The sequence below is a fragment of the Xylophilus sp. PBN-3R genome, assembly GCF_057747805.1.
The window spans coordinates 3,304,199-3,328,044 of record NZ_CM173225.1 but is presented as its reverse complement, the minus strand read 5'-3'; the positions used below and the strand labels follow the sequence as shown (position 1 = coordinate 3,328,044).

Sequence of the window (23,846 nt, the reverse complement as noted above, 5' to 3'; positions counted from 1 at the left end):
TCTGGAAGGGACCGGTTTTATGGACATCCTGCTGCAGCAGGTCATCAACGGCTTGGTATTGGGTAGCGTTTATGCGTTGGTCGCGCTGGGTTACACGATGGTCTACGGGATCATCAACCTGATCAATTTCGCCCACGGAGAGGTGCTGATGGTCGGCGCGCTGACCAGCTGGAGTGTCATAGGGCTGATGCAGGACGCCATGCCGTGGGCGCCCGGCTGGCTGGTGTTGCTGCTGTCGATGGTGATCGCCTGCATCGTCTCGGCCGCCCTCAATTTCGTGATCGAGAAGGTGGCTTACAAACCGCTGCGCAATGCGCCCAAGCTGGCCACGCTGATCACCGCCATCGGCATGTCGCTGCTGCTGCAGACGCTGGCGATGATCGTCTGGAAACCCAACGTCAAGGTCTACCCCACGCTGCTGCCCAGCGAGCCCTTCGCCATCGGCGGTGCGGTCATCACGCCGACGCAGGTGTTGATCCTCGCGCTGACGGCGGTGTCGCTGGCGGTGCTGATGTGGCTGGTGCATTTCACCCGCCTCGGGCGCGCCATGCGGGCCACGGCGGAGAATCCCAAGGTCGCGGCCCTGATGGGCGTCAAGCCCGACCTGGTGATTTCGGCGACGTTTGTCATCGGGGCGGTGCTGGCAGCGATCGCCGGCGTGATGTATGCGGCCAACTACGGCACGGCGCAGCACACGATGGGTTTCCTGCCCGGCCTCAAGGCTTTCACCGCGGCGGTGTTCGGCGGCATCGGCAACCTGGGCGGCGCGGTGCTGGGCGGCATCCTGCTTGGCCTGATCGAGTCCATCGGCTCGGGTTACATCGGAACCCTGACCGGCGGTGTTCTGGGCAGCAACTACGCCGATATCTTCGCCTTCGTCGTGCTGATCGTCATCCTGACCCTGCGGCCATCGGGCCTGCTGGGTGAACGTGTGGCGGACCGCGCATGAACGGGGCCGAAAACATGCGCACGCGCAATCCGCTGGTCCACGTTTTTTCCTCGCAGGCCGAGCGGGGCACCCGCATCGCCGCCTGGGTGATCGCGGCGGTGCTGCTGCTGGTGCTGCCGCACGGCCTGCAATACTTCGGCAATGCCTGGGTGCGTATCGCCGACCTGGCGCTGCTCTACGTGATGCTGGCCCTGGGCCTGAACATCGTGGTCGGTTATGCGGGCCTGCTCGACCTGGGTTACGTGGCTTTCTATGCGGTGGGCGCCTACCTGTTCGGCCTGCTGGCCTCGCCGCATCTCTCCGAGAACTTCGCCGCCATCGCCGCGATCTTCCCGAACGGCGTGCATCTTTCCCTGTGGATCGTCATTCCGCTGGCGGCCCTGGTGGCGGCCCTGTTCGGTGCGCTGCTGGGTGCGCCGACTCTCAAGCTGCGCGGTGACTATCTGGCTATCGTCACCCTGGGTTTCGGCGAGATCGTGCGGATCTTCCTCAACAACCTGGACCGCCCGATCAACCTGACCAATGGCCCCAAGGGCATCGGCCAGATCGACTCGGTCAAGTTCTTCGGGCTCGACCTGGGCAAGCGCCTTTCGGTGACCGACGACTACGACATACCGGCCGTCACCCTCTATTACTACCTGTTCCTGGCGCTGGTCATCGTCAGCATCGTCCTCTGCACCCGGCTGCAGGACTCGCGTATAGGCCGGGCATGGATGGCCATTCGCGAAGACGAGATCGCCGCCAAGGCCATGGGCCTGAACACCCGCAACCTGAAGCTGCTGGCCTTCGCCATGGGCGCCAGTTTCGGTGGTGTGTCGGGCGCCATGTTCGGTGCCTTCCAGGGCTTCGTTTCGCCGGAGTCCTTCAGCCTGATGGAGTCGGTGATGATCGTCGCGATGGTGGTGCTGGGCGGCATCGGCCACATTCCGGGAGTGGTCCTGGGGGCGGTGCTGCTGTCGTCGCTGCCTGAAGTCTTGCGTTATGTCGCCGGGCCGCTGCAGCAGATGACGGGCGGCCGGCTGGACGCTTCCATCCTTCGGCAATTGCTGATCGCGCTGGCCATGATCGTGGTCATGCTGTGGCGTCCGCGTGGACTATGGCCTGCACCCGACCATGGCCGGGTCCTGGAGGAAAAGGCATGAACGACCTCCATTCCAAGGCCGACGCGACGGATGTCGTGCTGGAAGTGCAGGGCATCGGCAAGCGCTTCGGCGGCCTGCAGGCGCTGGCCGATGTCGGCATGACCATCCGGCGCGGTCAGGTCTACGGGTTGATCGGTCCGAACGGCGCCGGCAAGACCACTTTCTTCAATGTGATCACCGGCCTGTACACACCCGACAGTGGCAGTTTCATGCTGGCCGGAAAGCCCTACCGGCCGACGGCGGTCCATGAAGTGGCACGGGCCGGCATCGCCCGCACTTTCCAGAACATCCGCCTGTTCGCCGACATGACCGCGCTCGAGAACGTCATGGTCGGCCGGCACATCCGAAGCCGTTCGGGCCTATGGGGCGCCATGCTGCGCACGCCGGGTTTCAAGGCCGAGGAAGCCGCCATCCGCGACCAGGCCCGCATGCTGCTGAACTATGTGGGCATCGGCAGATATGCCGACGTGCGCGCGCGCACCCTGTCGTACGGCGACCAGCGCAGGCTGGAGATCGCACGTGCACTGGCGACCGAGCCGCAGCTCATCGCCCTCGACGAACCCGCGGCCGGCATGAACGCCACCGAGAAGGTACAGCTGCGCGGCCTGATCGACCGCATCCGGACCGACGGCCGCACCGTCCTGCTGATCGAACACGACGTGAAACTGGTGATGGGCCTGTGCGACCGGGTCACGGTTCTCGACTACGGCCGGCAGATTGCCGAAGGTACGCCGGCCGAAGTGCAGCGCAACGAAAAAGTGATCGAGGCCTATCTTGGCGCCGGAGCCCATTGAGATGCAGCAGACCCAGAAGAACGCGGCCGCTGAAGCCTTGCTCGAAGTCCGCGGCCTGCGGGTGTCCTACGGCGGCATCCAGGCGGTGAAAGGGGTGGATTTCGTGGTGGGCCAGGGCGAGCTGGTGTCGCTGATCGGCTCCAACGGAGCCGGCAAGACGACCACCATGAAGGCGCTGACCGGCATGTTGCCGCTGTCCGGCGGTCAGGTGCTTTACAAGGGCCGCAGCACTGCGGGCCAGGGCGCCTGGGATCTCGTGCGCGACGGCTTGGCGATGGTGCCCGAAGGGCGCGGCGTCTTCGCCCGCATGACCATCGTCGAGAACCTGCAGATGGGCGCCTATATCCGCACCGACAAGCTCGGCATCGGTCGGGACATCGACCGCATCTTCACCACTTTCCCCCGGCTGAAGGAGCGACGCGCACAACTGGCCGGCACGATGAGCGGCGGCGAACAGCAGATGCTGGCGATGGGCCGTGCCCTGATGAGCCAGCCCAGGCTGCTGTTGCTCGACGAGCCGTCGATGGGCCTGTCGCCGATCATGGTCGACAAGATCTTCGAGGTGATCCAGCAGGTGGCTTCGGAGGGCACGACGATCCTGCTGGTCGAGCAGAACGCCAGCCGGGCGCTGCAGATTGCCGACCGCGCCTATGTGATGGAGTCGGGCCTGATCACGATGCAGGGCAGGGCGAGCGACATGTTGAGCGATCCCAAGGTTCGCGCCGCTTACCTCGGAGAATGAAAAAACGCGGCCTGAGCCGCGTTTTTCCTGGTTACCTGGAGTCGCTCAATAGTTGTAGCGCAGGCCGACCGTCACGGCCTGGATGCCGTCCTTGCCGGTGCCTGCGAATTTCAGGTCGTGGCGTTCCCATTCCAGGGTCGCGGCGATCTGCGGCGTGAAGTAGTAGCTGCCGCCGATGCCATAGGAGACGCCGAAGCCGTTTTCCTTGCCGCCCTGCACGCCGCTGCCGACAGCCGACGAGGTACGGGTCCAGCCGTAGGTGGTGCCGACCTTGCCGAACACGTCGAAACGCTCGCCGATGGGGGCCTTGCCGACGATGCTCAGGTTCAGGCCCTGGGCCTTGGTGTTGCCGCCGGCGCGGTCGACTTCACCGAAGTTGATATAGCCCAGTTCCATGCCGAAATTCTGGTTGAACATGCCGCCGAAATAGATCTTGCCGGCAGTGTCCTTGTCGTCGTAGCTATAAATGCCGGTGCCGTTGCCGACCTTGTATTTCGACTGGCCGATGCTCGCGCCGATGTAGCCGGCGCTGGTGTAGGGAATGTAGGAAGCGCGGTCGGTGGACGCAGTGTTGTAGGCCTGGGCGGAAGCGGTGCCGCAGGCGGCGGCCATCAGGGCGGCGAGCCACACGGTTTTGTTGCGCAGGAGAGAACGGCTGGCGGTCATGGGAAAAGTCCTTGTGGATGCTGGAGAGCTGGGGAGGTCGTTTTAACGCCATGTCAGTTGGCGCATACCCATGTTTGGGGTCCGCTGCCGGAAGCCTTGTCGGAGAGCTCGGAAGGACTTGTAGGAGTCTGCCGACTTTGCCACGATGACAGTTTTGTGACCGTTCGTTGCCTCGCGGCTAAACTCGCGCCTTTCGCCCGCAGCCCGCGGGTGGGTCATTTCTGCTGGAGTCGCCAATGTTCTTTGGCAAGCTGTTGCCGCGTGAGGGCAATTTTTTCGAGATGTTCAACCTGCACGCGCAACGCACCGTCGATGCCGCGCATGCTTTTTCCCGGCTGGTCGCCAACTACAACGACCCCGCGCTGAGGCAGAAGTACAACGAGGAAGTCGATGACGCCGAACGCGCCGCCGACCGTGTGACACACGACGTCAACCGTGCCATCCACAAGACCTTCATCACGCCGATCGACCGTGAACAGATCCACACGCTGATCAACACCATGGACGACGTGGCCGACCTGATCCAGGATTCGGCCGAGACCATGGCGCTGTACGACGTGCGGGTCATGACCGAAGAGATCGTGCGCCTGACCGACCTCAGCGTGAAGTGCTGCGAACGGGTGCAGGCTGCGGTCAGGATGCTCGACAAGATCGCCGACGCCTCCACCGCCGAAGCCGCCTTGAAGACCTGCGAGGAAATCGACAAACTCGAATCCGACGCCGACAAGGTGATGCGTTCGGCCATGAGCAAGCTGTTCCGCGAAGAGCCGGACGTGCGTGAGGTGATCAAGCTCAAGGCCATCTACGAACTGCTCGAGACCATCACCGACAAGTGCGAAGACGTCGCCAACGTGATCGAGGGCATCGTCCTCGAGAACTCCTGATCCGGCGGGGCTGCAAGCAATGGCAACCGCACAGGTAGCCCTGTGGGCAATCATCCTGCTGGTGGCGCTGGCGCTGGTGTTCGACTTCATGAACGGTTTTCACGATGCGGCGAATTCCATCGCCACCGTGGTGTCGACCGGTGTCCTGAAGCCGGGCCAGGCGGTGGTGTTCGCTGCATTCTTCAATCTGGTCGCGATCGGCGTGTTCCACCTCAGCGTGGCGGCCACCGTCGGCAAGGGCATCGCACTTCCGGGCGTGGTGGACATCCATGTCGTGTTCGGTGCGCTGGTCGGCGCCATCACCTGGAACGTCATCACCTGGCATTACGGCATTCCGAGCAGTTCGTCGCATGCACTGATCGGCGGCATCGTCGGCGCGGTGATGGCCAAGGCCGGCACCGGTGCGCTGGTGTTCTCGGGCATCTGGCGCACCGTGCTGTTCATCTTCGTGTCGCCGGTGCTGGGTTTCCTGCTGGGCTCGTTGATGATGGTGATCGTGGCGTGGATCTTCCGGCGCTCCACGCCGTCGCGTGTGGACCGCTGGTTCCGCCGGCTGCAACTGGTGTCGGCCGGTGCGTATAGCCTCGGCCACGGCGGCAACGATGCCCAGAAGACCATCGGCATCATCTGGATGCTGCTGATCGCGACCGGTTATGCATCTGCCAGCGATGCGGCTCCGCCTACCTGGACCATCGTCTGCTGCTACACCGCGATTGCGCTCGGCACCATGTTCGGCGGCTGGCGCATCGTCAAGACCATGGGCCAGAAGATCACCAAACTCAAGCCGGTCGGCGGCTTCTGCGCGGAGACGGGCGGGGCGATCACCCTGTTCGTGGCGACGATGCTGGGGATCCCTGTGTCGACCACCCATACCATCACCGGTGCCATCGTCGGTGTCGGTTCCACGCAGCGGGCCAGCGCGGTGCGCTGGGGCGTGGCGGGCAATATCGTCTGGGCCTGGATCCTGACGATTCCGGCCTCGGCCGTGGTCGCGGCGGTCGCCTACTGGATCAGCAACCGGCTGTTCTGACCGTCGCCTGAAAATGCCGGAGCCGCTCAGCGGCTTTCGGCTCCTTCGGCTTTTTCCTTGTCGAGCATGTAGGTGAAGTAATGCTCGAAACCGAAAGCCAGTGCCGCCATCAGCGCCCCGGTGCCGAACAGCAGCGCGCCGGCCACGGCGAAGATGGTCAGCCAGTGGCTGAGCCCGGCAGGTGCATCTGCCGCGGCCTGCGGGTTGTGGCGTGCATTCCATTTCTCCGGCAAGGTGAGGCCGTAGACGATGGCGGTCAACGAGGTGCCGGCGACCACGCACCCCAGTATCGGAATCAGCACCCAGCACCAGGGATCGTCCAGCCCGAATTCCTGCGCCCGGCGCAGGCCGTACAGGCCCAGCGCGGTAGGAATCGGCAGCAGCCATCCGAGCGTGTCACCCTTGCCGCCCAAATAGAAACGGTGCAGGCCGAGCGGGCCGCCGACGAAGGCCAGCCAGGCCGCCAGCGTCTTGTTCTTCAGGCTCCGCGCAGTGGTCGAGCCGGTCATTCGGGGGCCACGGTGTCGCCGGCGCCCAGGGTCTTCTGCATCAGCGTCACGTCGAGCCATCGGCCGAACTTCCATCCGCTGGACTTGAGCAGGCCGGCCGGCTGGAAGCCGGCGGCGCGGTGCACACCGATCGAGGCCAGGTTGTCCGCACCGCCGATGACCGCCAGCATCTGGCGCACTCCGACCTGTTCGGCGGCAGTACACAGGGCGTCGAGCAAGGCGCGGCCGCGGCCGCTGCCGGCAGCGCCCGGAGCCAGGTAGATCGAGTTCTCGGCGGAGAATCGATAGGCGGGGCGTGGCTTGAACCAGTTGCAATAGGCGTATCCGGCTACCTGACCCGCGTCGTCCTCTATCACCAGGTAAGGCATGTTGCGCGAAAGCACCTCGGCGCGGCGACCGGCCATCTCGGCTTCGGTGGGGGCTACCGTCTCGAAAGTGGCGGTGCTGGTGTCGACGTAGTGCGCGTAGATCGCGGTGATGGCGCCGAGATCGGCGTCTGTCGCAGAACGAATGGTGTGCATGAATAAAGAAAGCTATAATGGGCGGCTTTGCAGCGTGTCGCTGGCCGGGTGGCCATGTCGCGTGTCTCAACGCCGCAAGAAATTTGTCAGGTCTTATTTTTTAGCGAATCTCGCAACGAGACCGGGCAACCACCCAAGGATAAATCATGGTCGTCATTCGACTCTCCCGCGGCGGCTCCAAGGGCCGTCCGTTCTTCAACATCGTCGTTGCCGACAAGCGCGTTCGTCGCGATGGTCGGTTCATCGAGCGTGTGGGTTTCTACAACCCTAGCGCCCGTGGCGGCGAAGAACCGCTGCGTGTCGCACAGGACCGCGTGAGCTACTGGGTCGGCGTCGGCGCGCAAGTCTCGCCTACCGTCGAGCGCCTGCTGAAGCAGTCGCAAAAGGCTGTGGCTGCAGCTCCGGTTGCCGCCTGAGTCGATTGCCCGAAGCCCCGCGGATTCACGTCCGCGGGGCTTTTTCTTTTTTCAGAACCCCTTTTCCTTCCTGCTCACCATGCTGCCTGGACTCGAATCCGCCGAACTGCCCGCCGACGCCATCGAAGTGGGCCGCATCGTGGACGCCTGGGGAATCAAGGGCTGGTTCAAGGTGCAGGCATACAGCGCCTCGCCCGAGGCCCTTTTTTCTTCCAAGCGCTGGTTCATCCAGTCGCCTGCGACGGCGGGCCCGTCGGCGGGCAAGGTATTCCGCCTGCCGATCCAGCAGGCCAAGGATCATTCCGAGTACGTGGTCGCCACCGCGCACGACGTGCCAGACCGCAATGCGGCCGAAGCGCTCAGGGGTGCCAAGGTCTTCGTGGCGCGATCCAGCTTTCCGTCCACGGCCGAAGACGAGTACTACTGGGTCGACCTGATCGGTCTGAACGTAGTCAACCGTGAAGGTGTGGACCTGGGCGTGGTGCGCGAGCTGATGTCCACCGGCCCGCAGACGGTGCTGGTGATGGAATACCAGGCCGGGGGCAAGACGCAGGAACGCATGATCCCCTTCGTCGGTGTCTACATCGACAAGGTCGACCTGCCGGGCAAGGCGATCACGGTCGACTGGCAAGCCGACTTCGACCTGTAGCCTCCGATGCGTTTCGACGTCGTCACGCTGTTCCCCGAGCTGTTCACGCCTTTCCTGGCCAGCGGTGTCACGCGCCGCGCCTACGAAGGTGCCGTGAGCGTGCGCCTGTGGAACCCGCGTGACTACGCCGAAGGCAACTATCGGCGCATCGACGACCGGCCTTTCGGTGGCGGCCCGGGCATGGTGATGATGGCCGAGCCGATGGCGCGCTGCCTGGATGCCATCCGTGCGGATCGGGCTGAGGCCGGACCGGTTCCGGTGGTGCTGTTCTCGCCTCTGGGTTCGCGGCTGGATCACGCGGCGGTCGAAGCCTGGTCGGCCAGCGCTGGTGCGGTGCTGGTCTGTGGCCGCTACGAGGGCATCGACCAGCGTTTCATCGATGCCTATGTCGATGTTCAGATCAGCATGGGCGACTTCGTCTTGTCCGGTGGCGAGATCCCGGCGATGGCGCTGCTCGACGCTGTCGCCCGCCTGCAGCCGGGCGTGCTGAACGACGAGGGCAGCCACCAGCAGGACAGCTTCAACCCGGCGTTGGACGGGCTGCTCGATTGCCCGCACTACACGCGGCCGGAAACCTGGCGTGACCAGCCGGTGCCGGCGGCGCTGATGTCGGGGGACCACAAACGCATCGACCGCTGGCGCCACGATCAGCGTGTGGCGCTCACCACGGCACTGCGGCCCGAACTCTTGCCTGCCAAAAAAACCGGCATATAATCCGCGGTTCTCCGATCCTCTGCGGGCCGCGTCACGCCGAGCCATGTCCGACATGGCGCCTCAGGTAAAACCGAGGCAATCGAGCCAGACGCCTTTTGTGCAGCCGAGCAAGATCCGGGAACATCAAGCAGAGCAATATGGCCAATCTCATCGAAATCCTCGAGCAGGAAGAAATCGCCCGTCTGGGCAAGACGGTCCCCGTGTTCGCCCCTGGCGACACCGTGATCGTCAGCGTGAACGTCGTCGAAGGCACCCGCAAGCGTGTGCAGGCCTTCGAAGGCGTCGTGATCGCCAAGCGCAATCGCGGCCTGAACAGCGGCTTCACCGTTCGCAAGATCTCCAGCGGCGAAGGCGTGGAACGCACCTTCCAGACCTACAGCCCGCTGATCGCTTCGATCGAAGTCAAGCGTCGTGGTGATGTCCGCCGCGCCAAGCTGTACTACCTTCGTGAACGCAGCGGCAAGTCGGCGCGTATCAAGGAAAAGCTGCCTTCCCGCGTCAAGGTGGCAGCACCCGCAGCAGCTTAATCGCCCGCTGCGTGGCCCCGGTTCTTCCGGCGTCACCTTCAAAAGCCGCTGCCGCTTCCCGCGCAGCGGCTTTTTGTTTTGTCTTTCCCGTTTTCTGTCGTATCCATGACGCAAGTACCGCCGAACGATCCTCAGGCCTCGGTTCCCCTGTCGAGCGTGCCGGGCTTCGACCCGCGCGAGGTGCCGGTGGCCGAGGTGGACGCGCATCTGCCGCCGGTGCCTGCCGGCCGCATGACCGCGGCGGCGTTGCGTGAGCGCCTGGCGAACCAGCCGGTGTGGTCGCCCGACATGGCGCGCGATCCACTGCCGGGCGGGCGCACGTTGCGGCCGGCGGCGGTGCTGATCGGCATCGTGTTGCGACCCTCGGGTGCCACCGTGCTGCTGACCGAACGCACCACACACCTGTCCAGCCATTCGGGGCAGGTGGCGTTTCCTGGCGGCCGCACCGACCCTGAAGACGATGGTGCGGTCGGTACCGCGCTGCGTGAATCCTGGGAAGAGGTCGGCCTCGAGGCGTCCTTCGTCGAGGTGCTCGGCCAGTTGCCGGCCTATGGCACCGTGTCCGCCTATGTGGTCACTCCCGTGGTGGCGCTGGTCTCGCCGGGTTTCGTGCTGAAACCCAACCCATTCGAGGTGGCCGATGTATTCGAGGCGCCGCTGGATTTCCTCATGAACCCGGCCCGACACCGGCGCCACCGCATGGATGCGCCGGACGGCCGACGCGAATGGCTGTCGATGCCCTGGATCGATCCGGCCTCCGGCAAGGAGCATTTCATCTGGGGCGCCACCGCGGCCATGCTGCGCAACCTCTACCGCCTCCTGTCGAGCTGAGCCGGGGTCGCCCGACCGGCCACACGCCCGAGCATCCCATCGACGCCGATATGATCGCCCCATGAGTTTTTTCGCCATCCTGGTCGCCCTGCTGCTGGAGCAGGCGCGGCCCTTGTCCAGTGCCAACCCGATCCATGGCGGCCTGCGCGCCTGGGCCCTTTCCGCCAGCCGTAATTTCGATGCGGGCCGCATCCACCACGGCTGGGTCGCCTGGTGTGTGGCTGTGCTGGTGCCGACGGCGGTGGTGTTCGGTATCCACGCCCTGCTGCTATGGGGCCTGGGCTGGCCTTTCGCGCTGCTGTGGAATGTGGCTGTGCTCTACCTGACGCTGGGTTTCCGCCAGTTCAGCCATCACTTCACCGACATCCGCGACGCGCTGCTGGACGGCGACGAGATGCGCGCCCGCGAACTGCTGGCGCAATGGCAGCAGGTCGATGCCAGCGAGTTGCCGCGCAGCGAAGTGGTGCGGCACGTCATCGAATATTCGATGCTGGCGGCGCACCGTCATGTGTTCGGTGTGCTGGCCTGTTTCTCCATCCTGGCAGCCTGTGGCCTCGGGCCTGCGGGCGCGGTCTTGTATCGCCTGTCCGAATTCGCCGCGCGTTACTGGAGCGCCCGTAACCAGCGCGTCCGGGCGGGTACGCAAACCGCCAGCCCGGCCCTGCAGCGCACCGCCGCCGTGTGCTGGACGGTGATCGACTGGCTGCCAGCCCGCATGACTGCGCTCAGCCTGGCCGTGGTCGGCAATTTCGAAGAAGCCATCGAGGGGTGGCGTTACCACGCGCAGCGTTTCCCCAACGACAACGACGGCGTGATCCTGGCGGCCACCTCCGGTGCCATCGACGTAAGACTGGGTGGCAGTGCCTTGCGGGCCAGCGGAGAAAGCACGTTCCCCGATGCCGGTCCGGTGGACGACAGTGCCGACAGTCCCAGCACCCCGGGTCGCCCGCCGGAAAGCGCGCATCTCGCCCAGGTCGTCGGGCTGGTGTGGCGTTCGGTGGTCGTATGGGTCGGCCTGCTCGCGCTGCTCAGTTTCGCCCGCCTGCTGGGCTGATCTTTTTTTATCAGGAGGCGCCGTCAACCGGCGCCTTTTTCGTTTTCAGGAGTGCTCAACGTGTCAATGACCCCGCCGCCCTGGTGGAGCCCGGTGGTAGCCGGCCTCGTGCCCTACGTGCCCGGTGAACAGCCCAAGATCGAGCGGCTGACCAAACTCAACACCAACGAGAACCCGTACCCGCCGTCGCCGGCCGCGGTGCAGGCGATCCGTGCCGCCGCGGTCGAGAACCTGCAGTTGTATCCCGATCCTGATTCGACCGCGCTGCGTCGTGCCGTCGCTACCCGCCACGGCCTGGCGGTGGACGAGGTGTTCGTCGGCAACGGGTCGGACGAAGTGCTGGCCCATGCGTTCTTCGCCTTCTTCCAGCAAGAAGGCGCGCCGCTGCTCTTTCCGGACATCACCTACAGCTTCTACAAGGTGTACTGCGGGCTCTACGGCATTCCCTGCGAGACTGTCGCGCTGGACGAAAACCTGAGCGTGGACATCGAGGGTTTTGCCCGCCGGGCCGACCAGCCGGTGGCCGGCGTGGTCATCGCCAACCCCAACGCGCCGACCGGGGAAGGCCTGCCCCTTGCCGTCATCGAGCGCTTGCTGCAGCTGCATCCGCAGCGGCTGGTGCTGGTCGACGAGGCCTATGTCGATTTTGGCGGCATCAGCGCCTTGTCGCTGGTCGGGCGATATCCCAACCTGCTGGTGGTCCAGACGCTGTCCAAGTCACGTTCGCTGGCCGGTTTGCGCGTGGGTTTCGCCTGCGCGCAACGCCCGGTGATCGAGGCGCTGGAGCGGGTCAAGAACAGCTTCAACTCCTACCCGCTGGACCGCCTCGCGCTTGCCGGCGCGGTGGCCGCCATGGAGGACGAGGCCCACTTCGACACCACCCGGCGCGCGGTGATGGACACGCGCGAAGGTCTGGCGCTGCAACTGGAGGACATGGGTTTCGAGGTGCTGCCGTCGCAGGCCAACTTTGTCTTCGTGCGCCATCCGGACCATGACGCCAAGGCGATCGCCGCCGGCCTGCGGGCCAAGGGTGTGCTGGTGCGGCATTTCTCGCTGCCGCGCATCGACCAGCACCTGCGCATCAGCATCGGCACGCCGGAGCAGTGCGGCATTCTGGTGGACGCCTTGCGGACCGTGCTTCGGTAAGCGTGCTTCAGTAACGTTTCGGTTCGCTGAGTTCGGCGTGCAGTTCGGTGTATATCTTGTACCGGTGCGCGTCGATCTCGCCCTGTTCCACTGCGGTGCGAACGCCGCAGCCGGGTTCGTGCAGGTGGCTGCAGTTGTAGAACCGGCACTCGCCCGCATGGACCTTGATGTCGGGCATGCAGTTGGCGAGATCGGTCGGCGCTATGTGATACAGGCCGAATTCCTGGAACCCCGGTGAATCGATGATGCCGGTGCTGCGCGGTGGCGCGCCTGCGTCGGGAACCCAGTAGAAGCTGGTGCTGGTGGTCGTGTGTTTGCCGGAATTCAACGCCTGGGAAATCTCGCCGGTCAGCGCCAGCGCGCCTGGCACCATCAGGTTGATGAGCGTGCTCTTGCCAGCGCCCGAGGGGCCCAGCACCAACGTGGTCTTGCCGCGCAGAAGTTTGGTCAGCTCTTCGTGGTCGGCATCCGGGGCCGCTGTCAACGAGAGCGGAAGCACCCCGTACTTTGCCTTTCGATAGGGCAGCAGCCGTTCCCACGCCTTGGCAAAAGGCTCGACCAGGTCGCTCTTGTTGAGTGCAATGATCGGCACGATGCGCTCGGCTTCGGCCGCGATCAATGCGCGCGAGAGCTGCATCGCCGAGAACTCCGGCTCGGCGGCCATCAATATCAGCACCTGGTCGAGATTGGCCGCGAAGGACTTGGTGCGCATCTCGTCCTGGCGATAGAACAGGTTGCGGCGAGGCACCACTTTCTCGACCGTACCGCCGTCGCCCTGGCCGGGTGGAGGCGCCTGCCACAGCACCCGGTCGCCGACGACGGCCTGGCTTTTCTTGCCGCGTGGGGTACAGATGCGGCGTTCGCCGTCCGGGCTTTCGACCACGCAATGGCGACCGTGCGCAGCCACCACCAGGCCTTCGTCCAGGCCGGTCGTTTGCTGGATGCGTGTGGTCATGCGGCGGCCGTCGCAGCAGCAGGAGCAGGCGGTGCCAGCAGGGCCTCGGCGGCTGCGGCGCAATCGAAATCGGTAAGCGACAGGCCTTTCACATCGTGGGTGTTGAAGCGCACGTTGCAGCTGCCGTAACGCACCAGCAGGTCGGGGTGGTGGTCATGGCGGTGGGCGATCAGCGCCAGCGCATTCACGAAGGCCAGCGTCTGGTAGTAATCGCGGAAGCTGTAGGTCTTCTCGATGGCCACATCGGCGCCATCACCTGTCAGCTTCCAGCCGGGCAGTTGCGCCAGGCGGGACACCACCTCGACCGGGCCCAGCGCCCGGCGTGCCTGGGTCGCCCAGTCCTGTTGTTTCAGATCGTGTGTGTTGCTCATCGGTCAGGCTCCGGCCATGCGCGCCAGCCGCTGCGAAGCGGGTGGATGCGAATAATAGAAACGCACGAACAGCGGATCGGGCGTAAGGGTGGCGGCGTTGTCTTCATACAGCTTCAGCAGCGCCTCTGGCAGGGCGGTGCGGCCGGTCTGGGCGACGGCATAGGCGTCGGCCTGGAACTCGTCGCGGCGCGACATGCCGGCCGACAGCGGCGACAGGAAGAAGGTGAAAACCGGCAGCGCCAGCATGAACAGAAGCAGCGCCAGCGCGTCGTTAGGGCCTACGCCGTTGGGCATGACTCCCAGCGCCAGATAGAACCAGGGCGCGCCCGACAGCCAGCCCAGCAGGGCGAAGCCGGCCAGGAAGCCGATCGCCATGGTGACGATGCGTTTGGGGATGTGTTTGTGGTGAAAGTGCCCCAGCTCGTGGGCCAGCACCGCATCGACCTCGTCGGGCGAGAGACGTTGCAGCAGGGTGTCGTAGAACACCACCCGCTTGGCCGCGCCGAAGCCGGTGAAATAGGCGTTGGCATGCGCACTGCGGCGGCTGCCGTCCATGACGAAAAAACCTTTGGCGGCAAAGCCGCAGCGCTGCATGAGGGCGCTGGCACGGCTCTTCAGTGTCTCGTCTTCGAGCGGCTTGAACTTGTTGAACAGGGGTGCGATGAGGGTCGGGTAGATCACCAGCAGCAGCAGGTTGATCCCCATCCAGGCGGCCCATGCCCAAAGCCACCACAGCGTGCCCGCCGCGCCCATCAGCCACAGCACCAGCGCGAGGATCGGCAGGCCGATCAGCGTACCCAGCAAGGTCGCCTTCAGCATGTCGGCCAGCCACAACGCCGGGGTGGTGCGATTGAAACCGAAACGTTGTTCCAGCACGAAGGTGCGATAGATGGAAAAAGGCAAATCGATGATGGCGCCGATCACCACGAACGCAGCTACCAGCAGCAGTTGCTGAACCATGCCGGGCTCGATCACCGACGCGATGGATTCATTCAGCAGGTCCAGCCCGCCGAACAGCGTCCAGCCCAGCACCACCACGGTCCCGACGGAGAGTTCGGCCAGGCCCAGGCGCGACTTGGCGATGGTGTAGTCGGCAGCCTTGTGGTGGGCCTCTGTGGTGATGCGGCCGGCAAAGGCGGCGGGCACGGTTTCGCGGTGCTGCGCCACATGCCGCATCTGGCGCGAGGCCAGCCAGAACTTGACGGCCAGCGACAACACCAGGGCCACGCCGAAAAGCACCATCAGCGCAAAGGCGTACTCCAGGTAAAAGTTGGTGGCGGGCAGGGCGGTTTCGAGGGGAGTTGCGGGCTGCATGGCGGCGCAGTGTAGGCCATGGGCGACAATCGCAGCCATGTCCGAAGTCAACATCCCCGCATCCCCCGTGGTCCTCTCCAAGTCAGATCTGAATCTGGTCTGGCTCGACTGTGAAATGACCGGCCTGGAGCCCGACACCGATCGCTTGATCGAGATCGCCGTCGTCGTCACCGGCCCCAACCTCGAGCCGCGTGTCGAAGGTCCGGTTTTCGCCATCCACCAGAGCGACGAGACGCTGGCCTTGATGGATGCCTGGAACCAGGGTACCCACGGCCGCAGCGGGCTCACCGATCGGGTGAGGGCATCCACCGTCACCGAGGCTGAAGCCGAACAACAACTGATCGACTTCCTGTCGAAATACGTGCCCAAACGCACCGCACCCATGTGCGGCAACAGCATCGGCCAGGATCGCCGTTTCCTGGTGAAGTACATGCCGAAGCTGGAAGCTTTTTTCCACTACCGCAATGTAGACGTCAGCACGCTCAAGGAACTGGGCAAACGGTGGCGTCCCGATGTCGTTTCGTCATTCAAGAAGGCGCAAAAACATACGGCGCTGGCCGACGTGCATGAGTCCATCGAAGAGTTGGCGCACTACCGCAAGCACTTCCTGCAGGTGCCCGTCGAAAAATAAGTCATCAGGCAGTCATGAATTCGGGTTTGCACCCCTTGCGGGAAAACCCGGTCCTGTGCAATAATCGCTGGCTGCGCAGATAGCAACCTACGGGTCTGTCTCGCTACATCCGCATCTCCCTTCATGCACCGGGCCCCGCAGACGCTTCCAAAGTCTCTGCAATAGACGGCCCCCCGCAACGCCTCAGCACCGATCAAGGTGCACCAGGTCGCGCAGGCTTCGTTTGATGGTTGATGTTTTTGCCAACCATCCGCGAAGCACCTGCAGGCATCCATTGCCCTGCAGCGCTTGCGCTTGAAAGCTATATCCATGACTGACACGCTCGCCGTGCAGGACACGTTCGTGCCTGCCCAATTCGAATCCACCGATTCTTCCGAATTCAACTCCGCCTCCGACCAAACCGGCAACGACGTTTCCGTCGAAGCGGAAACTGTCGTCGAAGTCAAGGCCACAGGCGAAGGCTTTGCCAAGCTGGGCCTGGCTCCGCAACTGGTGCAAGCCGTTGCCGACCTCGGCTACAACGACCCGACCGCTGTGCAGGCCAAGGTCGTGCCGCTCGCGATGGACACCGGCACCGAAGGCGCCGGCCGTTTCGTCGACCTGATGGTTTCCAGCCAGACCGGCTCCGGCAAGACCGCAGCTTTCCTCCTGCCCGTGTTGCACACCCTCCTGCGCGCCCAGGAAAAGGCCGAAGCCGACGAACGGGCCGAATTCGAGCGCACCGTCGCCGAAGCCGCCGCCCGTGGCGAAGAAGTGCCGAAGAAGGCCCGCCGCAAGGACCCCACCAACCCGCGCCACTTCAAGGCTGCCGCTCCCGGCGCCCTGATCCTGTGCCCGACCCGTGAACTGGCCCAGCAAGTTGCCAACGACGCCATCGACCTGGTGCGTCATTGCCGCGGCCTGCGTATCGCCAATGTCGTCGGCGGCATCCCTTACCAGCTGCAAATCGCACGCCTGCAGAACGCCAACCTGGTGGTCGCCACCCCGGGCCGCCTGCTGGACCTGCAACGCTCGCAACAGCTCAAGCTCGACCAGGTCAAGTTCCTGGTCGTCGACGAAGCCGACCGCATGCTCGACCTGGGCTTCTCGGACGATCTCGCCGAAGTCAACCAGCTGACCGTCGAACGCAGCCAGACCATGATGTTCAGCGCCACCTTCGCGCCGCGCATCCAGCAACTGGCCCAGCGCGTGATGCGTGAACCGCAGCGCATCACCATCGATTCGCCGCAGGAAAAGCACGCCAACATCGAGCAGAAGCTGTATTGGGCCGACAACGCCCAGCACAAACGCAAGATGCTCGACCACTGGCTGCGCGACACCACCATCAACCAGGCCATCGTCTTCGCCAGCACCCAGGTCGAGTGCGACGGCCTGGCCAACGACCTGCAGCAAGAAGGCTTCTCGGCCGTCGCATTGCACGGTGCCCTGAGCCAGGGCCTGCGCAATCGCCGTCTGATGGCCTTGCGCCAGGGCCAGGTGCAAATCCTGGTGGCAACCGATGTCGCAGCCCGCGGCATCGACGTGCCCACCATCACCCACGTGTTCAACTTCGGTCTGCCGATGAAGGCCGAGGACTACACCCACCGTATCGGCCGTACCGGCCGTGCCGGTCGCGACGGCATCGCCGTGACCTTCGCCGAGTTCCGCGATCGCCGCAAGATCTTCGACATCGAAGGCTACAGCCGCCAGACCTTCAAGGCGGACGTCATCGTCGGCCTCGAACCCCAGGCGCGTTTCACGCCCGAACGTCCTCGCGGCAATGACCGTGGCGGCCCGCGCGGCGGCGGTCGTCCTGGCGGTGGCGGTTTCGGCGGCGGCAATTTCGGTGGTGGCGGCGAAGGCCGCGACTACGCCCGCAAGCCGGCTTTCGGCGACCGTGGCGGCCGTTCGGAGGGCTTCGGCGCCCGTCCGGCACCGCGCGGCCCGCGTCCTGAAGGCGGTGGCTTCGGTGCTCCGCGTCAAGATTTCGGCGGTCGGCAAGAAGGCTTCGGCGGCGGTCGTGGTGGTGAAGGCTTCGGCGGCGGTCGTCAGGACGGCTTCGGTGCCCGTGGCGGCGACAGCCGTCCTCCGCGCGGCCCGGCCGGCGGCGCTCGGCCGGCACCTGCCGGCCGTCCATACCAGCCGCGTGATGCACGCGCACCCCGCACCGCTCGCTGATCTTCGGATTACCTGAGCACACGGAGGGCAGCGAAAGCTGCCCTTTTTCATGTCCGACGTGACTCTCGCGCACAATCGAGGGTTTTGAGTTTTGCTCTGGAGCCCGCGTCTTGACAACCTTGTCCTCATCCGCCGATTTCGAGTCGATGTTCGAACTCGCGCCGGTGTCCCTCTGGCTGGAGGACTTCAGCGGCCTGAAGAAAATCCTGGATGGCTGGCAGGCGGACGGTGTCACCGACCTGCGTTCATGGCTCGAATCCGACCCGCGCCGGCGCCAGGCCTGTATGGCCAGCCTCAAGGTGCTGCGGGTGAACGCCCGCACGCTGCAATTGTTTGCCGCGGCCAGCCAGGAGATGCTGGTGGCGCGCCTGTCCGAAGTTTTTCGCGGCGACATGGCGGACAGCGTCATCAACGAGCTGTGCCAGCTATGGGCCGGCGCCATGGGTTTCGAGAACCAGACCGTCAACTACACGCTCGACGGCCGCCGCCTCGACGTTCAGGTGAGGGCGCGCATATTGCCGGGCCACGAAGCCGAATGGGACCGGGTGCTCATCTCGCTGGAAGACACCACCGCCCGTGCCGAGGCCCAGCGCGCCATCGCCAGCAGCGAGCAATATGCCCGCAGCCTGTTCGAGCATTCGCCGGTGTCCTTGTGGGTGGAAGATTTCAGCAGCGTCAAGGCGCTGATCGACGAGGCGCGCGGGCAGGGCATCCGCGATTTCGCAACCTTCATCAAGGTGCATTCCGAGTTCGTCACGCGCTGCATGCAGGAAATCCGGGTGATCGACGTCAATAACGAAACCCTGCGCATGTTCGGCGCCCGCAACAAGGACGAACTGCTGCGCAACACCGGTCGCATCTTCCGCGACGAGATGCACGAATCCTTTTCGGAGCAGCTGCGTGAACTATGGGACGGCAAGACCCTGCAGCAGCGCGAGGTGGTCAACTATTCTCTGACCGGCGAACTGGTCAACATCCACATGCAGTTCTCGGTGATGGATGGCCACCAGGACCGCTGGGACCTGGTGCTGGTGTCGCTGGTCGACATCACCGCCCGCAAGAAGGCGGAGGCCTACCTCGAATACCTGGGCAAACACGACGTGCTGACCCAGTTGCGCAACCGTACCTTCTACACCGAAGAACTCGCGCGCCTGGCGCGCAAGGGTCCGTGGCCGCTGTCGGTGCTGGTGATCGACATGAACGGCCTGAAGCAGGCCAACGACGAAAACGGCCATGCCGCCGGCGACAGCTTGCTGCGCCGTATCGGCGAGGTGCTGACCAAGGCGGTCGATGCGCCTTCGGTGGCGGCTCGGATCGGCGGCGACGAGTTCGCGGTGCTGATGCCCGGCGTGGAAGAGCGCGGCGCGCAGCACATGAAGGAGCGCATCCAGACGCTGCTCGACATGAACAACCAGTTCTACGGCGGCGACCGGGGCCTGCAGCTGAGCCTGTCGATCGGTATCGCCCACTGCAATTCGGGCGACCAGGTCGAGGCGATGCTGCTGCGTGCCGACAAGGCGATGTACCAGGAAAAGGCCGAGTTCTACGCCAAGGCCGGCGCACCCGACCGGCGGCGCGGACCTCGCTGATCAGCCTTCCTGCACCGCCCGCCCGGTCGCCGGCCAGCGGCTGCGTAGTACCGTCCATGACATCAGGCCCACCGCCATCATGGCGGCGGCGCCCACGGCCAGTCCAATGGTCGACTCCATCACCAGTGGCGCCAGCACGCCTGCCGTCAGGCCGTTTGCGACCGATGTGGCGCTGGCCTGCAGTGACGACGCCATGCCGCGCCGCAGCGGGAACAGGTCGAGCACCAGCAGGGTAGTGGCCGGCGATACCAGCGCCCAGCCGAACGAGAACACGCCGATCGGCGGCAGCGCCCACCAGGCCTGGGGTTCGAACGACATATTGGCCACGAGGTTCAGGACGGAGACCGCCGCCATCACCAGGAAACCGAGCTTGATCTGCGCCACCGGCGCGACCTTGCCGGCCAGCCGTCCGCTCAGGAAGGCGCCCGCCATGATGCCGCCGATGATCAGCAGGAACAGCCAGAAGAACTGCGTCGGCGCCAGGCCGAGATGTCCCCCCAGCCAGGCCGGTGCAGCCATCACATACAGGAACATGCCGTTGAAAGGCACTCCGCTGACCAGCACCAGCAGCAGGAAACGCGGGCTGACGCACAGCTGGCGATAACCACGCATCAAGTGATGGAAACGAAAGGGCTGGCGGAACGTGGGATGCAGCGTTTCGGGCAGCTGCCGCCAGTTGGCCAGCCACAGCGCCGCGCCGACGAAGGCCAGGAACCAGAACACGCTCTGCCAGCCCAGCAGGACCAGGAACCAGCCGCCGATGATGGGCGCGATGGTGGGCGCGATGCCGAAATAGATGGTGATCTGGCTCATCACCTTTTGCGCCCGTGCCGGGGCGAACATGTCGCGCACCACGGCCCGCGACACGACGATGCCGGCACCTGCCGAAACGCCCTGCAGGGCCCTGAACAGAATCAGTTGTTCGACACTGCGCGACAGGGCGCATCCCACGGAAGCCAGGGCGAAAGCGGCCATGCCCCAGAGCACCACCGGGCGACGACCGAAGCTGTCCGACAACGCGCCGTGGAAAAGCCCCATGAAGGCAAAACCGAAGAGATAGGCCGACAGCGTCTGCTGCATCTGCACAGGGGTGGCATGCAGCGCCTGCGCGATGCCGGCGAAGGCCGGGATGTAGGTGTCGATCGAAAACGGACCGACCATCGTCAGCGCCGCCAGCAGCAGCGCCAGCATCCACTGCGGTGATTTCCAGAGAGTGGCGGCGTCGGGATGCATGGGCGAACGGGGCAAAGGCGAAAGGGCGCGATGGTACCCCGCGCCCTCCGGCCGGCCTTGCCGGACGACGCCCCTTGTTGCTGCGTCAGGACTTGACGCGTCCCAGCAGGCGGGTCTTCAGCCGCGAGTCGGCCGGTTTGTCACCCAGCCAGATATTGAGCAGTGCCTGATAGAAAGCGACGTCGCGCATCGGTTCGGTCAGCGCCCGGCGGTTGAGCTCGATTACGGTGCCGATGCCGGGCACCCAGTCCAGCGTCAGGATGTCGCCCTTGCGCAAGCCTTGCGGCTGGCGGGCGATGGCGCGGCCCAGGCGCACCATCTGTTCGCTGATGCCGGGGTCGCAGCCCTTGTCATCGGCTGCCGAACTGGTGATTGCGTCGTCGAAATCCTCGCCGCTGACGTCGCGCAGCAGGACGATGCGCAAGCGCCTCGGGCCGTCGACGGACATGGCATCGCGGGCGTCGCTGGCCCGCGTCTGCAGGTACAGCCCCATCGCATACACCTTGAACATCAGCCGCGTGCCGACTCCCGCGCCATTCAAGGTGAGTGTGGTGCCGCCAACGGTTGCCGACTCCTCCAGCGCCACGCCCTCGACAGTGGTGCTGGCCGCAGCCGGCTCGCAGAAGCCGGCGGAAAAAACCGCGCAGGCGGCGGCAGCCAAAGAGATTCCCAGGCGGGATTTCATGGCGGCTTACCACACGGACAGCTGGTTGGTCAGCAGGCGCTGCAGCCAGCTGCGCGAGCTTGCTTCCGAAACGTCGCCCTTGCCGACCACTTCGAGCCGAGCGTTCACCACGTCGGCCGAGGCCACCACGTTGCCCTGCGTGAAATCCTTCGGGTCGACGATGCCGGAGAAACGCAGCGTGTTGACGCCGTTGCTCATGGCCACGCTGCGTTCGCCGGCTACCAGCAGATTGCCGTTGGGCAGCACGTTGATGACGGTGGCCGCCAGCTGGCCGGTGAAGCTGCTGGTGTTGGTGCTGGTGCCGTTGCCCGCGAAGGAATCGCTGCCGGAAGCGGTGGCGTCGAGGTTGATGATCTGGTTGATCAGGCCCTTGTTCGAACTGGCCGTGCCCGGGCCCTTGTTGGCCAGTGCGTTCTTGCGGCTGGTCTCGGTCTTGACGGTGTTGCTGGCGCTGGTCGATTCCGAGATGTCCACCTTCAGGCTGTCACCGACGAAGCGTGGTTTGCGGCGACCGTTGTAGAGCGCGGCCATGTTCATGTTCTGCTGGTAGATCGAGCCGTTGTTCACCCGCTCCACAAACGCTGGCGCGGCGTTGGGCATGGCGGCGACCGGGCCGTTCATGATGCTGGGCGGCGTGGCGGTGCAGCCGCCGAGCATTGCGATGGCGGCCAGCGCGGATGCCGCTGCCAGGCGCGCCGGTGCGCGGTGGGAAGAGTCGATTCGGTTCATGGTTTTCCTGAAAAAAGGTCTGGGCCGGGCCGGTCTATCGGTGGCTGGCGGTCGTCGGTGTGACGGCCTGGGTATCGACGCCGGTCAGCAGCGCCGTCACCACCGGCGCGAGTTTTTCTCGGGTGGAAGTCCACTTGCCCTTGGCGAAGCCGGTTTCGATCTGGTAATGACTGGTCGACAGCACCTGACCGTTGGCAGAGCGCAGCGACAACGCCGCCTGCCGCACGAACGGTCGGTACTGGTTGTCGAAAGGCGGGGTGTCCCAGTCGATCTGCGCCATGTACTTCAGCCAAACGCGGCAGGTGTCGGCCGACATGCCGCTGTCGTAGACACGGCTGTCGATGTTGTGGGTGCGCAGTTCGGCCTGAAGGGCGGGCACGATGTCCGCCACCTGGGTGTCGGGGTTGAAGCGGATGCAGACCTCTTCGACTCCGCCCTTGAAATGCCGGATGGTGTCGCTCGACCGGCTGGGCGCCGCCGACATGGCCAGGCTGACCACGCTGGCGGTCGCCTTGGTGAGTTCCCAGACGGGTTCGGGGGTGACGACCGAGCAGCCGCCAAGGCACAGCACGAAGCCGGCCACGGCCGCAGGGGCGAATCGAAGGCTTGGCATGGCGGGCAGGTCTCTCAGGCGATTTCGCTGATCAGCTGCTTGCCGGCAGCCAAGCCCAGTGCGGCGTATTGGCTCACCGATCCGAGTGCCGAGCTCACCGTGTCGGTGACCGAACCGGCTGCATCGCTGATGCCGTCGGTGACGCTGGAAACCGCGCTGGCCACGTCGTCGTAAGCCGCCTCGATGGTGTCGGCGCCTTCCTGGGCCAACGTTCCGATGCCGGTGGTCACGTTGCTGATGCCGCTCTTCACCGCGTCGTACCCCGACTCGATGGCATCGCCCAGTTTCTGCAGGCTTTCCGAGCTGAAGGACACGACCGAACTGGCGGCCGATCCGACCGCGTCTGCCGCGCCGATGGCGGTGGCCGCGACGGGGCCGTACATCTTCGCGTTGGTTTCATAGTCGCCTTCTGCCGGCGCGACGCCCGTGGCACTGCGAACATACTGGGCCGGATTGATTCCGGCGATGGAACTGATGCTGGTCATGAATAAGTCCTCGGTGACTGGGTTAATCGATGGGTTGGATCGTAGGTGGGCCCTCCGATTCGCCACTGGGAGATAAATCGGTCAAATCGAGGTTAATTCGCGGCTTATTCAGATATATGTCAAAAGAGATGCAATAAAGATAATAAATGGATAATTTTCAGAGACGATCAGGATAAGAATCGACTGTCCTGATACGTGGTGGTGCGGCAACTTCATCCAAACGATACGTCCGTATGCGGTTTGATAATTAATGGCGTCGCTGCCGATATATTGAACAGACAAAACGGGTAAAAAAGTGTGGCGTGGAAGTTGTTTTCCCAGTGGGCCTGCCGATATTTCTCCTTTACCTTCGTGTACTTGGTCGACACAAAATGTCCGGCAGGCCGACCGCCGGGGCGCAAGGCATTTCCACCATGCCCTGTCGCGCCGCTCCACCAAGGTGCGTGCAACTACCCGACCATTGGTTACCATCGCGCGGAACATCCGTGGCGAAGCCGCAAGAAGGAACAT

Annotated in this window: 28 protein-coding genes; 16 read left to right on the top strand and 12 right to left on the bottom strand. The window is 64.6% G+C overall.

Features of this window, described 5'->3' with window-relative positions; all coding sequences use genetic code 11:
* The first annotated feature begins 19 nt into the window (after positions 1 to 19).
* Genes AC3ANW_RS15805 through AC3ANW_RS15790 form a run of 4 tightly spaced genes read left to right on the top strand, consistent with a single transcriptional unit; the run spans position 20 to position 3,627 of the window.
* Positions 20 to 949, top strand: a complete 930-nt coding sequence (locus AC3ANW_RS15805; RefSeq protein ID WP_488341799.1) for a branched-chain amino acid ABC transporter permease — start codon at positions 20 to 22, stop codon at positions 947 to 949.
* Positions 946 to 2,091, top strand: coding sequence for an ABC transporter permease subunit (locus AC3ANW_RS15800; RefSeq protein ID WP_488341798.1), 1,146 nt, complete (start codon positions 946 to 948; stop codon positions 2,089 to 2,091). Before AC3ANW_RS15805 ends, AC3ANW_RS15800 begins: the two co-directional genes overlap by 4 nt.
* Positions 2,088 to 2,885, top strand: a complete 798-nt coding sequence (locus AC3ANW_RS15795) for an ABC transporter ATP-binding protein (protein ID WP_488341797.1) — start codon at positions 2,088 to 2,090, stop codon at positions 2,883 to 2,885. The genes AC3ANW_RS15800 and AC3ANW_RS15795 overlap by 4 nt, the downstream gene beginning before the upstream one ends.
* Position 2,886: 1 nt before the next feature.
* Complete coding sequence (locus AC3ANW_RS15790) at positions 2,887 to 3,627, top strand: ABC transporter ATP-binding protein (protein ID WP_488341796.1); 741 nt, start codon at positions 2,887 to 2,889, stop codon at positions 3,625 to 3,627.
* A 45-nt stretch (positions 3,628 to 3,672) separates the two neighbouring features.
* Here the strand turns inward: AC3ANW_RS15790 and AC3ANW_RS15785 are convergent, their stop codons facing one another.
* Positions 3,673 to 4,293, bottom strand: a complete 621-nt coding sequence (locus tag AC3ANW_RS15785) for an outer membrane beta-barrel protein (protein ID WP_488341795.1) — start codon at positions 4,291 to 4,293, stop codon at positions 3,673 to 3,675.
* A gap of 236 nt (positions 4,294 to 4,529) precedes the next feature.
* Between AC3ANW_RS15785 and AC3ANW_RS15780 the strand changes: the two genes are divergently transcribed.
* Together AC3ANW_RS15780 and AC3ANW_RS15775 are read left to right on the top strand one after the other, a co-directional pair.
* Positions 4,530 to 5,177, top strand: coding sequence for a DUF47 domain-containing protein (locus AC3ANW_RS15780; RefSeq protein WP_488341794.1), 648 nt, complete (start codon positions 4,530 to 4,532; stop codon positions 5,175 to 5,177).
* Positions 5,178 to 5,196: 19 nt separating this feature from the next.
* On the top strand, positions 5,197 to 6,207 hold the full coding sequence (locus AC3ANW_RS15775; protein WP_488341793.1) for an inorganic phosphate transporter: 1,011 nt from the start codon (positions 5,197 to 5,199) through the stop codon (positions 6,205 to 6,207).
* A gap of 26 nt (positions 6,208 to 6,233) precedes the next feature.
* On the opposite strand, the gene AC3ANW_RS15770 is transcribed toward AC3ANW_RS15775, so the two are convergent.
* Together AC3ANW_RS15770 and AC3ANW_RS15765 are read right to left on the bottom strand one after the other, a co-directional pair.
* Positions 6,234 to 6,689: an NINE protein gene (locus AC3ANW_RS15770; protein WP_488345441.1), complete on the bottom strand. Its 456-nt coding sequence runs from the start codon at positions 6,687 to 6,689 to the stop codon at positions 6,234 to 6,236.
* A 23-nt stretch (positions 6,690 to 6,712) separates the two neighbouring features.
* Positions 6,713 to 7,237, bottom strand: a complete 525-nt coding sequence (locus tag AC3ANW_RS15765) for a GNAT family N-acetyltransferase (RefSeq protein ID WP_488341792.1) — start codon at positions 7,235 to 7,237, stop codon at positions 6,713 to 6,715.
* Between the two features lie 146 nt (positions 7,238 to 7,383).
* On the opposite strand from AC3ANW_RS15765, the gene rpsP reads away from it, so the two are divergent.
* The 7 genes from rpsP to hisC all read left to right on the top strand — a co-directional run bounded on the left by rpsP (position 7,384) and on the right by hisC (position 12,574).
* The gene (rpsP, locus tag AC3ANW_RS15760; RefSeq protein WP_488341791.1) at positions 7,384 to 7,653 is read left to right on the top strand and encodes a 30S ribosomal protein S16; all 270 of its coding nucleotides are present in this window, start codon (positions 7,384 to 7,386) and stop codon (positions 7,651 to 7,653) included.
* Between the two features lie 79 nt (positions 7,654 to 7,732).
* A complete protein-coding gene (rimM, locus tag AC3ANW_RS15755; RefSeq protein WP_488341790.1) occupies positions 7,733 to 8,302 on the top strand; it encodes a ribosome maturation factor RimM in 570 nt (189 codons plus the stop codon).
* Between the two features lie 6 nt (positions 8,303 to 8,308).
* Positions 8,309 to 9,016, top strand: coding sequence for a tRNA (guanosine(37)-N1)-methyltransferase TrmD (trmD, locus tag AC3ANW_RS15750; RefSeq protein ID WP_488341789.1), 708 nt, complete (start codon positions 8,309 to 8,311; stop codon positions 9,014 to 9,016).
* Positions 9,017 to 9,153: 137 nt separating this feature from the next.
* Positions 9,154 to 9,543 carry a 50S ribosomal protein L19 gene (gene rplS, locus AC3ANW_RS15745; RefSeq protein WP_488341788.1) on the top strand — a complete coding sequence of 130 codons (390 nt, stop codon included), beginning with the start codon at positions 9,154 to 9,156 and terminating at the stop codon, positions 9,541 to 9,543.
* 105 nt (positions 9,544 to 9,648) lie between these two features.
* Positions 9,649 to 10,374 carry a CoA pyrophosphatase gene (locus tag AC3ANW_RS15740; protein WP_488341787.1) on the top strand — a complete coding sequence of 242 codons (726 nt, stop codon included), beginning with the start codon at positions 9,649 to 9,651 and terminating at the stop codon, positions 10,372 to 10,374.
* Positions 10,375 to 10,435: 61 nt separating this feature from the next.
* The gene (locus AC3ANW_RS15735; RefSeq protein WP_488341786.1) at positions 10,436 to 11,428 is read left to right on the top strand and encodes a CobD/CbiB family protein; all 993 of its coding nucleotides are present in this window, start codon (positions 10,436 to 10,438) and stop codon (positions 11,426 to 11,428) included.
* A gap of 66 nt (positions 11,429 to 11,494) precedes the next feature.
* On the top strand, positions 11,495 to 12,574 hold the full coding sequence (gene hisC, locus AC3ANW_RS15730) for a histidinol-phosphate transaminase (RefSeq protein WP_488345440.1): 1,080 nt from the start codon (positions 11,495 to 11,497) through the stop codon (positions 12,572 to 12,574).
* Positions 12,575 to 12,581: 7 nt separating this feature from the next.
* Here the strand turns inward: hisC and rsgA are convergent, their stop codons facing one another.
* From rsgA to AC3ANW_RS15715, 3 genes are read right to left on the bottom strand one after another with little or no spacing between them, the layout of a single operon-like run.
* Entirely contained in the window at positions 12,582 to 13,529 is a 948-nt protein-coding gene (gene rsgA / locus AC3ANW_RS15725; RefSeq protein WP_488341785.1) for a ribosome small subunit-dependent GTPase A, read from the bottom strand.
* Entirely contained in the window at positions 13,526 to 13,900 is a 375-nt protein-coding gene (locus tag AC3ANW_RS15720) for a 4a-hydroxytetrahydrobiopterin dehydratase (protein WP_488341784.1), read from the bottom strand. Before AC3ANW_RS15720 ends, rsgA begins: the two co-directional genes overlap by 4 nt.
* Positions 13,901 to 13,903: 3 nt before the next feature.
* The gene (locus tag AC3ANW_RS15715) at positions 13,904 to 15,142 is read right to left on the bottom strand and encodes a M48 family metallopeptidase (RefSeq protein WP_488345439.1); all 1,239 of its coding nucleotides are present in this window, start codon (positions 15,140 to 15,142) and stop codon (positions 13,904 to 13,906) included.
* Positions 15,143 to 15,251: 109 nt separating this feature from the next.
* Here AC3ANW_RS15715 and orn point away from each other — a divergent pair, with 109 nt between their 5' ends.
* The 3 genes from orn (at position 15,252) to AC3ANW_RS15700 (ending at position 19,591) form a co-directional block, all read left to right on the top strand.
* A complete protein-coding gene (gene orn / locus AC3ANW_RS15710; protein ID WP_488341783.1) occupies positions 15,252 to 15,845 on the top strand; it encodes an oligoribonuclease in 594 nt (197 codons plus the stop codon).
* Positions 15,846 to 16,154: 309 nt separating this feature from the next.
* A complete protein-coding gene (locus tag AC3ANW_RS15705; protein ID WP_488341782.1) occupies positions 16,155 to 18,002 on the top strand; it encodes a DEAD/DEAH box helicase in 1,848 nt (615 codons plus the stop codon).
* Between the two features lie 146 nt (positions 18,003 to 18,148).
* Complete coding sequence (locus tag AC3ANW_RS15700) at positions 18,149 to 19,591, top strand: sensor domain-containing diguanylate cyclase (protein ID WP_488345438.1); 1,443 nt, start codon at positions 18,149 to 18,151, stop codon at positions 19,589 to 19,591.
* Here the strand turns inward: AC3ANW_RS15700 and AC3ANW_RS15695 are convergent, their stop codons facing one another.
* From AC3ANW_RS15695 to AC3ANW_RS15670, 6 genes are all read right to left on the bottom strand, one after another.
* A complete protein-coding gene (locus tag AC3ANW_RS15695; RefSeq protein ID WP_488341781.1) occupies positions 19,592 to 20,824 on the bottom strand; it encodes a multidrug effflux MFS transporter in 1,233 nt (410 codons plus the stop codon).
* Positions 20,825 to 20,909: 85 nt separating this feature from the next.
* Positions 20,910 to 21,509: a chalcone isomerase family protein gene (locus AC3ANW_RS15690; protein WP_488341780.1), complete on the bottom strand. Its 600-nt coding sequence runs from the start codon at positions 21,507 to 21,509 to the stop codon at positions 20,910 to 20,912.
* 6 nt (positions 21,510 to 21,515) lie between these two features.
* Positions 21,516 to 22,238 carry a flagellar basal body L-ring protein FlgH gene (locus tag AC3ANW_RS15685; RefSeq protein WP_488341779.1) on the bottom strand — a complete coding sequence of 241 codons (723 nt, stop codon included), beginning with the start codon at positions 22,236 to 22,238 and terminating at the stop codon, positions 21,516 to 21,518.
* A gap of 34 nt (positions 22,239 to 22,272) precedes the next feature.
* Complete coding sequence (locus AC3ANW_RS15680) at positions 22,273 to 22,851, bottom strand: cell division protein FtsI (RefSeq protein ID WP_488341778.1); 579 nt, start codon at positions 22,849 to 22,851, stop codon at positions 22,273 to 22,275.
* A 14-nt stretch (positions 22,852 to 22,865) separates the two neighbouring features.
* Positions 22,866 to 23,336 (bottom strand): hypothetical protein, encoded by a 471-nt coding sequence (locus tag AC3ANW_RS15675; protein WP_488341777.1) that lies wholly within the window; start codon positions 23,334 to 23,336, stop codon positions 22,866 to 22,868.
* A gap of 108 nt (positions 23,337 to 23,444) precedes the next feature.
* Positions 23,445 to 23,846: a hypothetical protein gene (locus AC3ANW_RS15670; RefSeq protein WP_488341776.1), complete on the bottom strand. Its 402-nt coding sequence runs from the start codon at positions 23,844 to 23,846 to the stop codon at positions 23,445 to 23,447.

Excerpts from the sequence above, each read along its gene's own strand:
- AC3ANW_RS15680 (WP_488341778.1), bottom strand. The coding sequence starts at position 22,851 with ATGCCAAGCCTTCGATTCGCCCCTGCGGCCGTGGCCGGCTTCGTGCTG.
- AC3ANW_RS15765 (WP_488341792.1), bottom strand. The coding sequence starts at position 7,237 with ATGCACACCATTCGTTCTGCGACAGACGCCGATCTCGGCGCCATCACC.
- AC3ANW_RS15670 (WP_488341776.1), bottom strand. The coding sequence starts at position 23,846 with ATGTTCCTTCTTGCGGCTTCGCCACGGATGTTCCGCGCGATGGTAACC.
- AC3ANW_RS15790 (WP_488341796.1), top strand. The coding sequence starts at position 2,887 with ATGCAGCAGACCCAGAAGAACGCGGCCGCTGAAGCCTTGCTCGAAGTC.
- orn (WP_488341783.1), top strand. The coding sequence starts at position 15,252 with ATGTCCGAAGTCAACATCCCCGCATCCCCCGTGGTCCTCTCCAAGTCA.
- rplS (WP_488341788.1), top strand. The coding sequence starts at position 9,154 with ATGGCCAATCTCATCGAAATCCTCGAGCAGGAAGAAATCGCCCGTCTG.
- AC3ANW_RS15805 (WP_488341799.1), top strand. The coding sequence starts at position 20 with ATGGACATCCTGCTGCAGCAGGTCATCAACGGCTTGGTATTGGGTAGC.
- AC3ANW_RS15785 (WP_488341795.1), bottom strand. The coding sequence starts at position 4,293 with ATGACCGCCAGCCGTTCTCTCCTGCGCAACAAAACCGTGTGGCTCGCC.
- AC3ANW_RS15720 (WP_488341784.1), bottom strand. The coding sequence starts at position 13,900 with ATGAGCAACACACACGATCTGAAACAACAGGACTGGGCGACCCAGGCA.
- AC3ANW_RS15780 (WP_488341794.1), top strand. The coding sequence starts at position 4,530 with ATGTTCTTTGGCAAGCTGTTGCCGCGTGAGGGCAATTTTTTCGAGATG.
- AC3ANW_RS15675 (WP_488341777.1), bottom strand. The coding sequence starts at position 23,336 with ATGACCAGCATCAGTTCCATCGCCGGAATCAATCCGGCCCAGTATGTT.
- AC3ANW_RS15705 (WP_488341782.1), top strand. The coding sequence starts at position 16,155 with ATGACTGACACGCTCGCCGTGCAGGACACGTTCGTGCCTGCCCAATTC.
- AC3ANW_RS15715 (WP_488345439.1), bottom strand. The coding sequence starts at position 15,142 with ATGGTGCTTTTCGGCGTGGCCCTGGTGTTGTCGCTGGCCGTCAAGTTC.
- AC3ANW_RS15735 (WP_488341786.1), top strand. The coding sequence starts at position 10,436 with ATGAGTTTTTTCGCCATCCTGGTCGCCCTGCTGCTGGAGCAGGCGCGG.
- AC3ANW_RS15800 (WP_488341798.1), top strand. The coding sequence starts at position 946 with ATGAACGGGGCCGAAAACATGCGCACGCGCAATCCGCTGGTCCACGTT.
- rpsP (WP_488341791.1), top strand. The coding sequence starts at position 7,384 with ATGGTCGTCATTCGACTCTCCCGCGGCGGCTCCAAGGGCCGTCCGTTC.
- trmD (WP_488341789.1), top strand. The coding sequence starts at position 8,309 with ATGCGTTTCGACGTCGTCACGCTGTTCCCCGAGCTGTTCACGCCTTTC.
- AC3ANW_RS15740 (WP_488341787.1), top strand. The coding sequence starts at position 9,649 with ATGACGCAAGTACCGCCGAACGATCCTCAGGCCTCGGTTCCCCTGTCG.
- AC3ANW_RS15775 (WP_488341793.1), top strand. The coding sequence starts at position 5,197 with ATGGCAACCGCACAGGTAGCCCTGTGGGCAATCATCCTGCTGGTGGCG.
- AC3ANW_RS15685 (WP_488341779.1), bottom strand. The coding sequence starts at position 22,238 with ATGAACCGAATCGACTCTTCCCACCGCGCACCGGCGCGCCTGGCAGCG.
- hisC (WP_488345440.1), top strand. The coding sequence starts at position 11,495 with ATGACCCCGCCGCCCTGGTGGAGCCCGGTGGTAGCCGGCCTCGTGCCC.
- rimM (WP_488341790.1), top strand. The coding sequence starts at position 7,733 with ATGCTGCCTGGACTCGAATCCGCCGAACTGCCCGCCGACGCCATCGAA.
- AC3ANW_RS15695 (WP_488341781.1), bottom strand. The coding sequence starts at position 20,824 with ATGCATCCCGACGCCGCCACTCTCTGGAAATCACCGCAGTGGATGCTG.
- AC3ANW_RS15690 (WP_488341780.1), bottom strand. The coding sequence starts at position 21,509 with ATGAAATCCCGCCTGGGAATCTCTTTGGCTGCCGCCGCCTGCGCGGTT.
- rsgA (WP_488341785.1), bottom strand. The coding sequence starts at position 13,529 with ATGACCACACGCATCCAGCAAACGACCGGCCTGGACGAAGGCCTGGTG.
- AC3ANW_RS15700 (WP_488345438.1), top strand. The coding sequence starts at position 18,149 with ATGTTCGAACTCGCGCCGGTGTCCCTCTGGCTGGAGGACTTCAGCGGC.
- AC3ANW_RS15795 (WP_488341797.1), top strand. The coding sequence starts at position 2,088 with ATGAACGACCTCCATTCCAAGGCCGACGCGACGGATGTCGTGCTGGAA.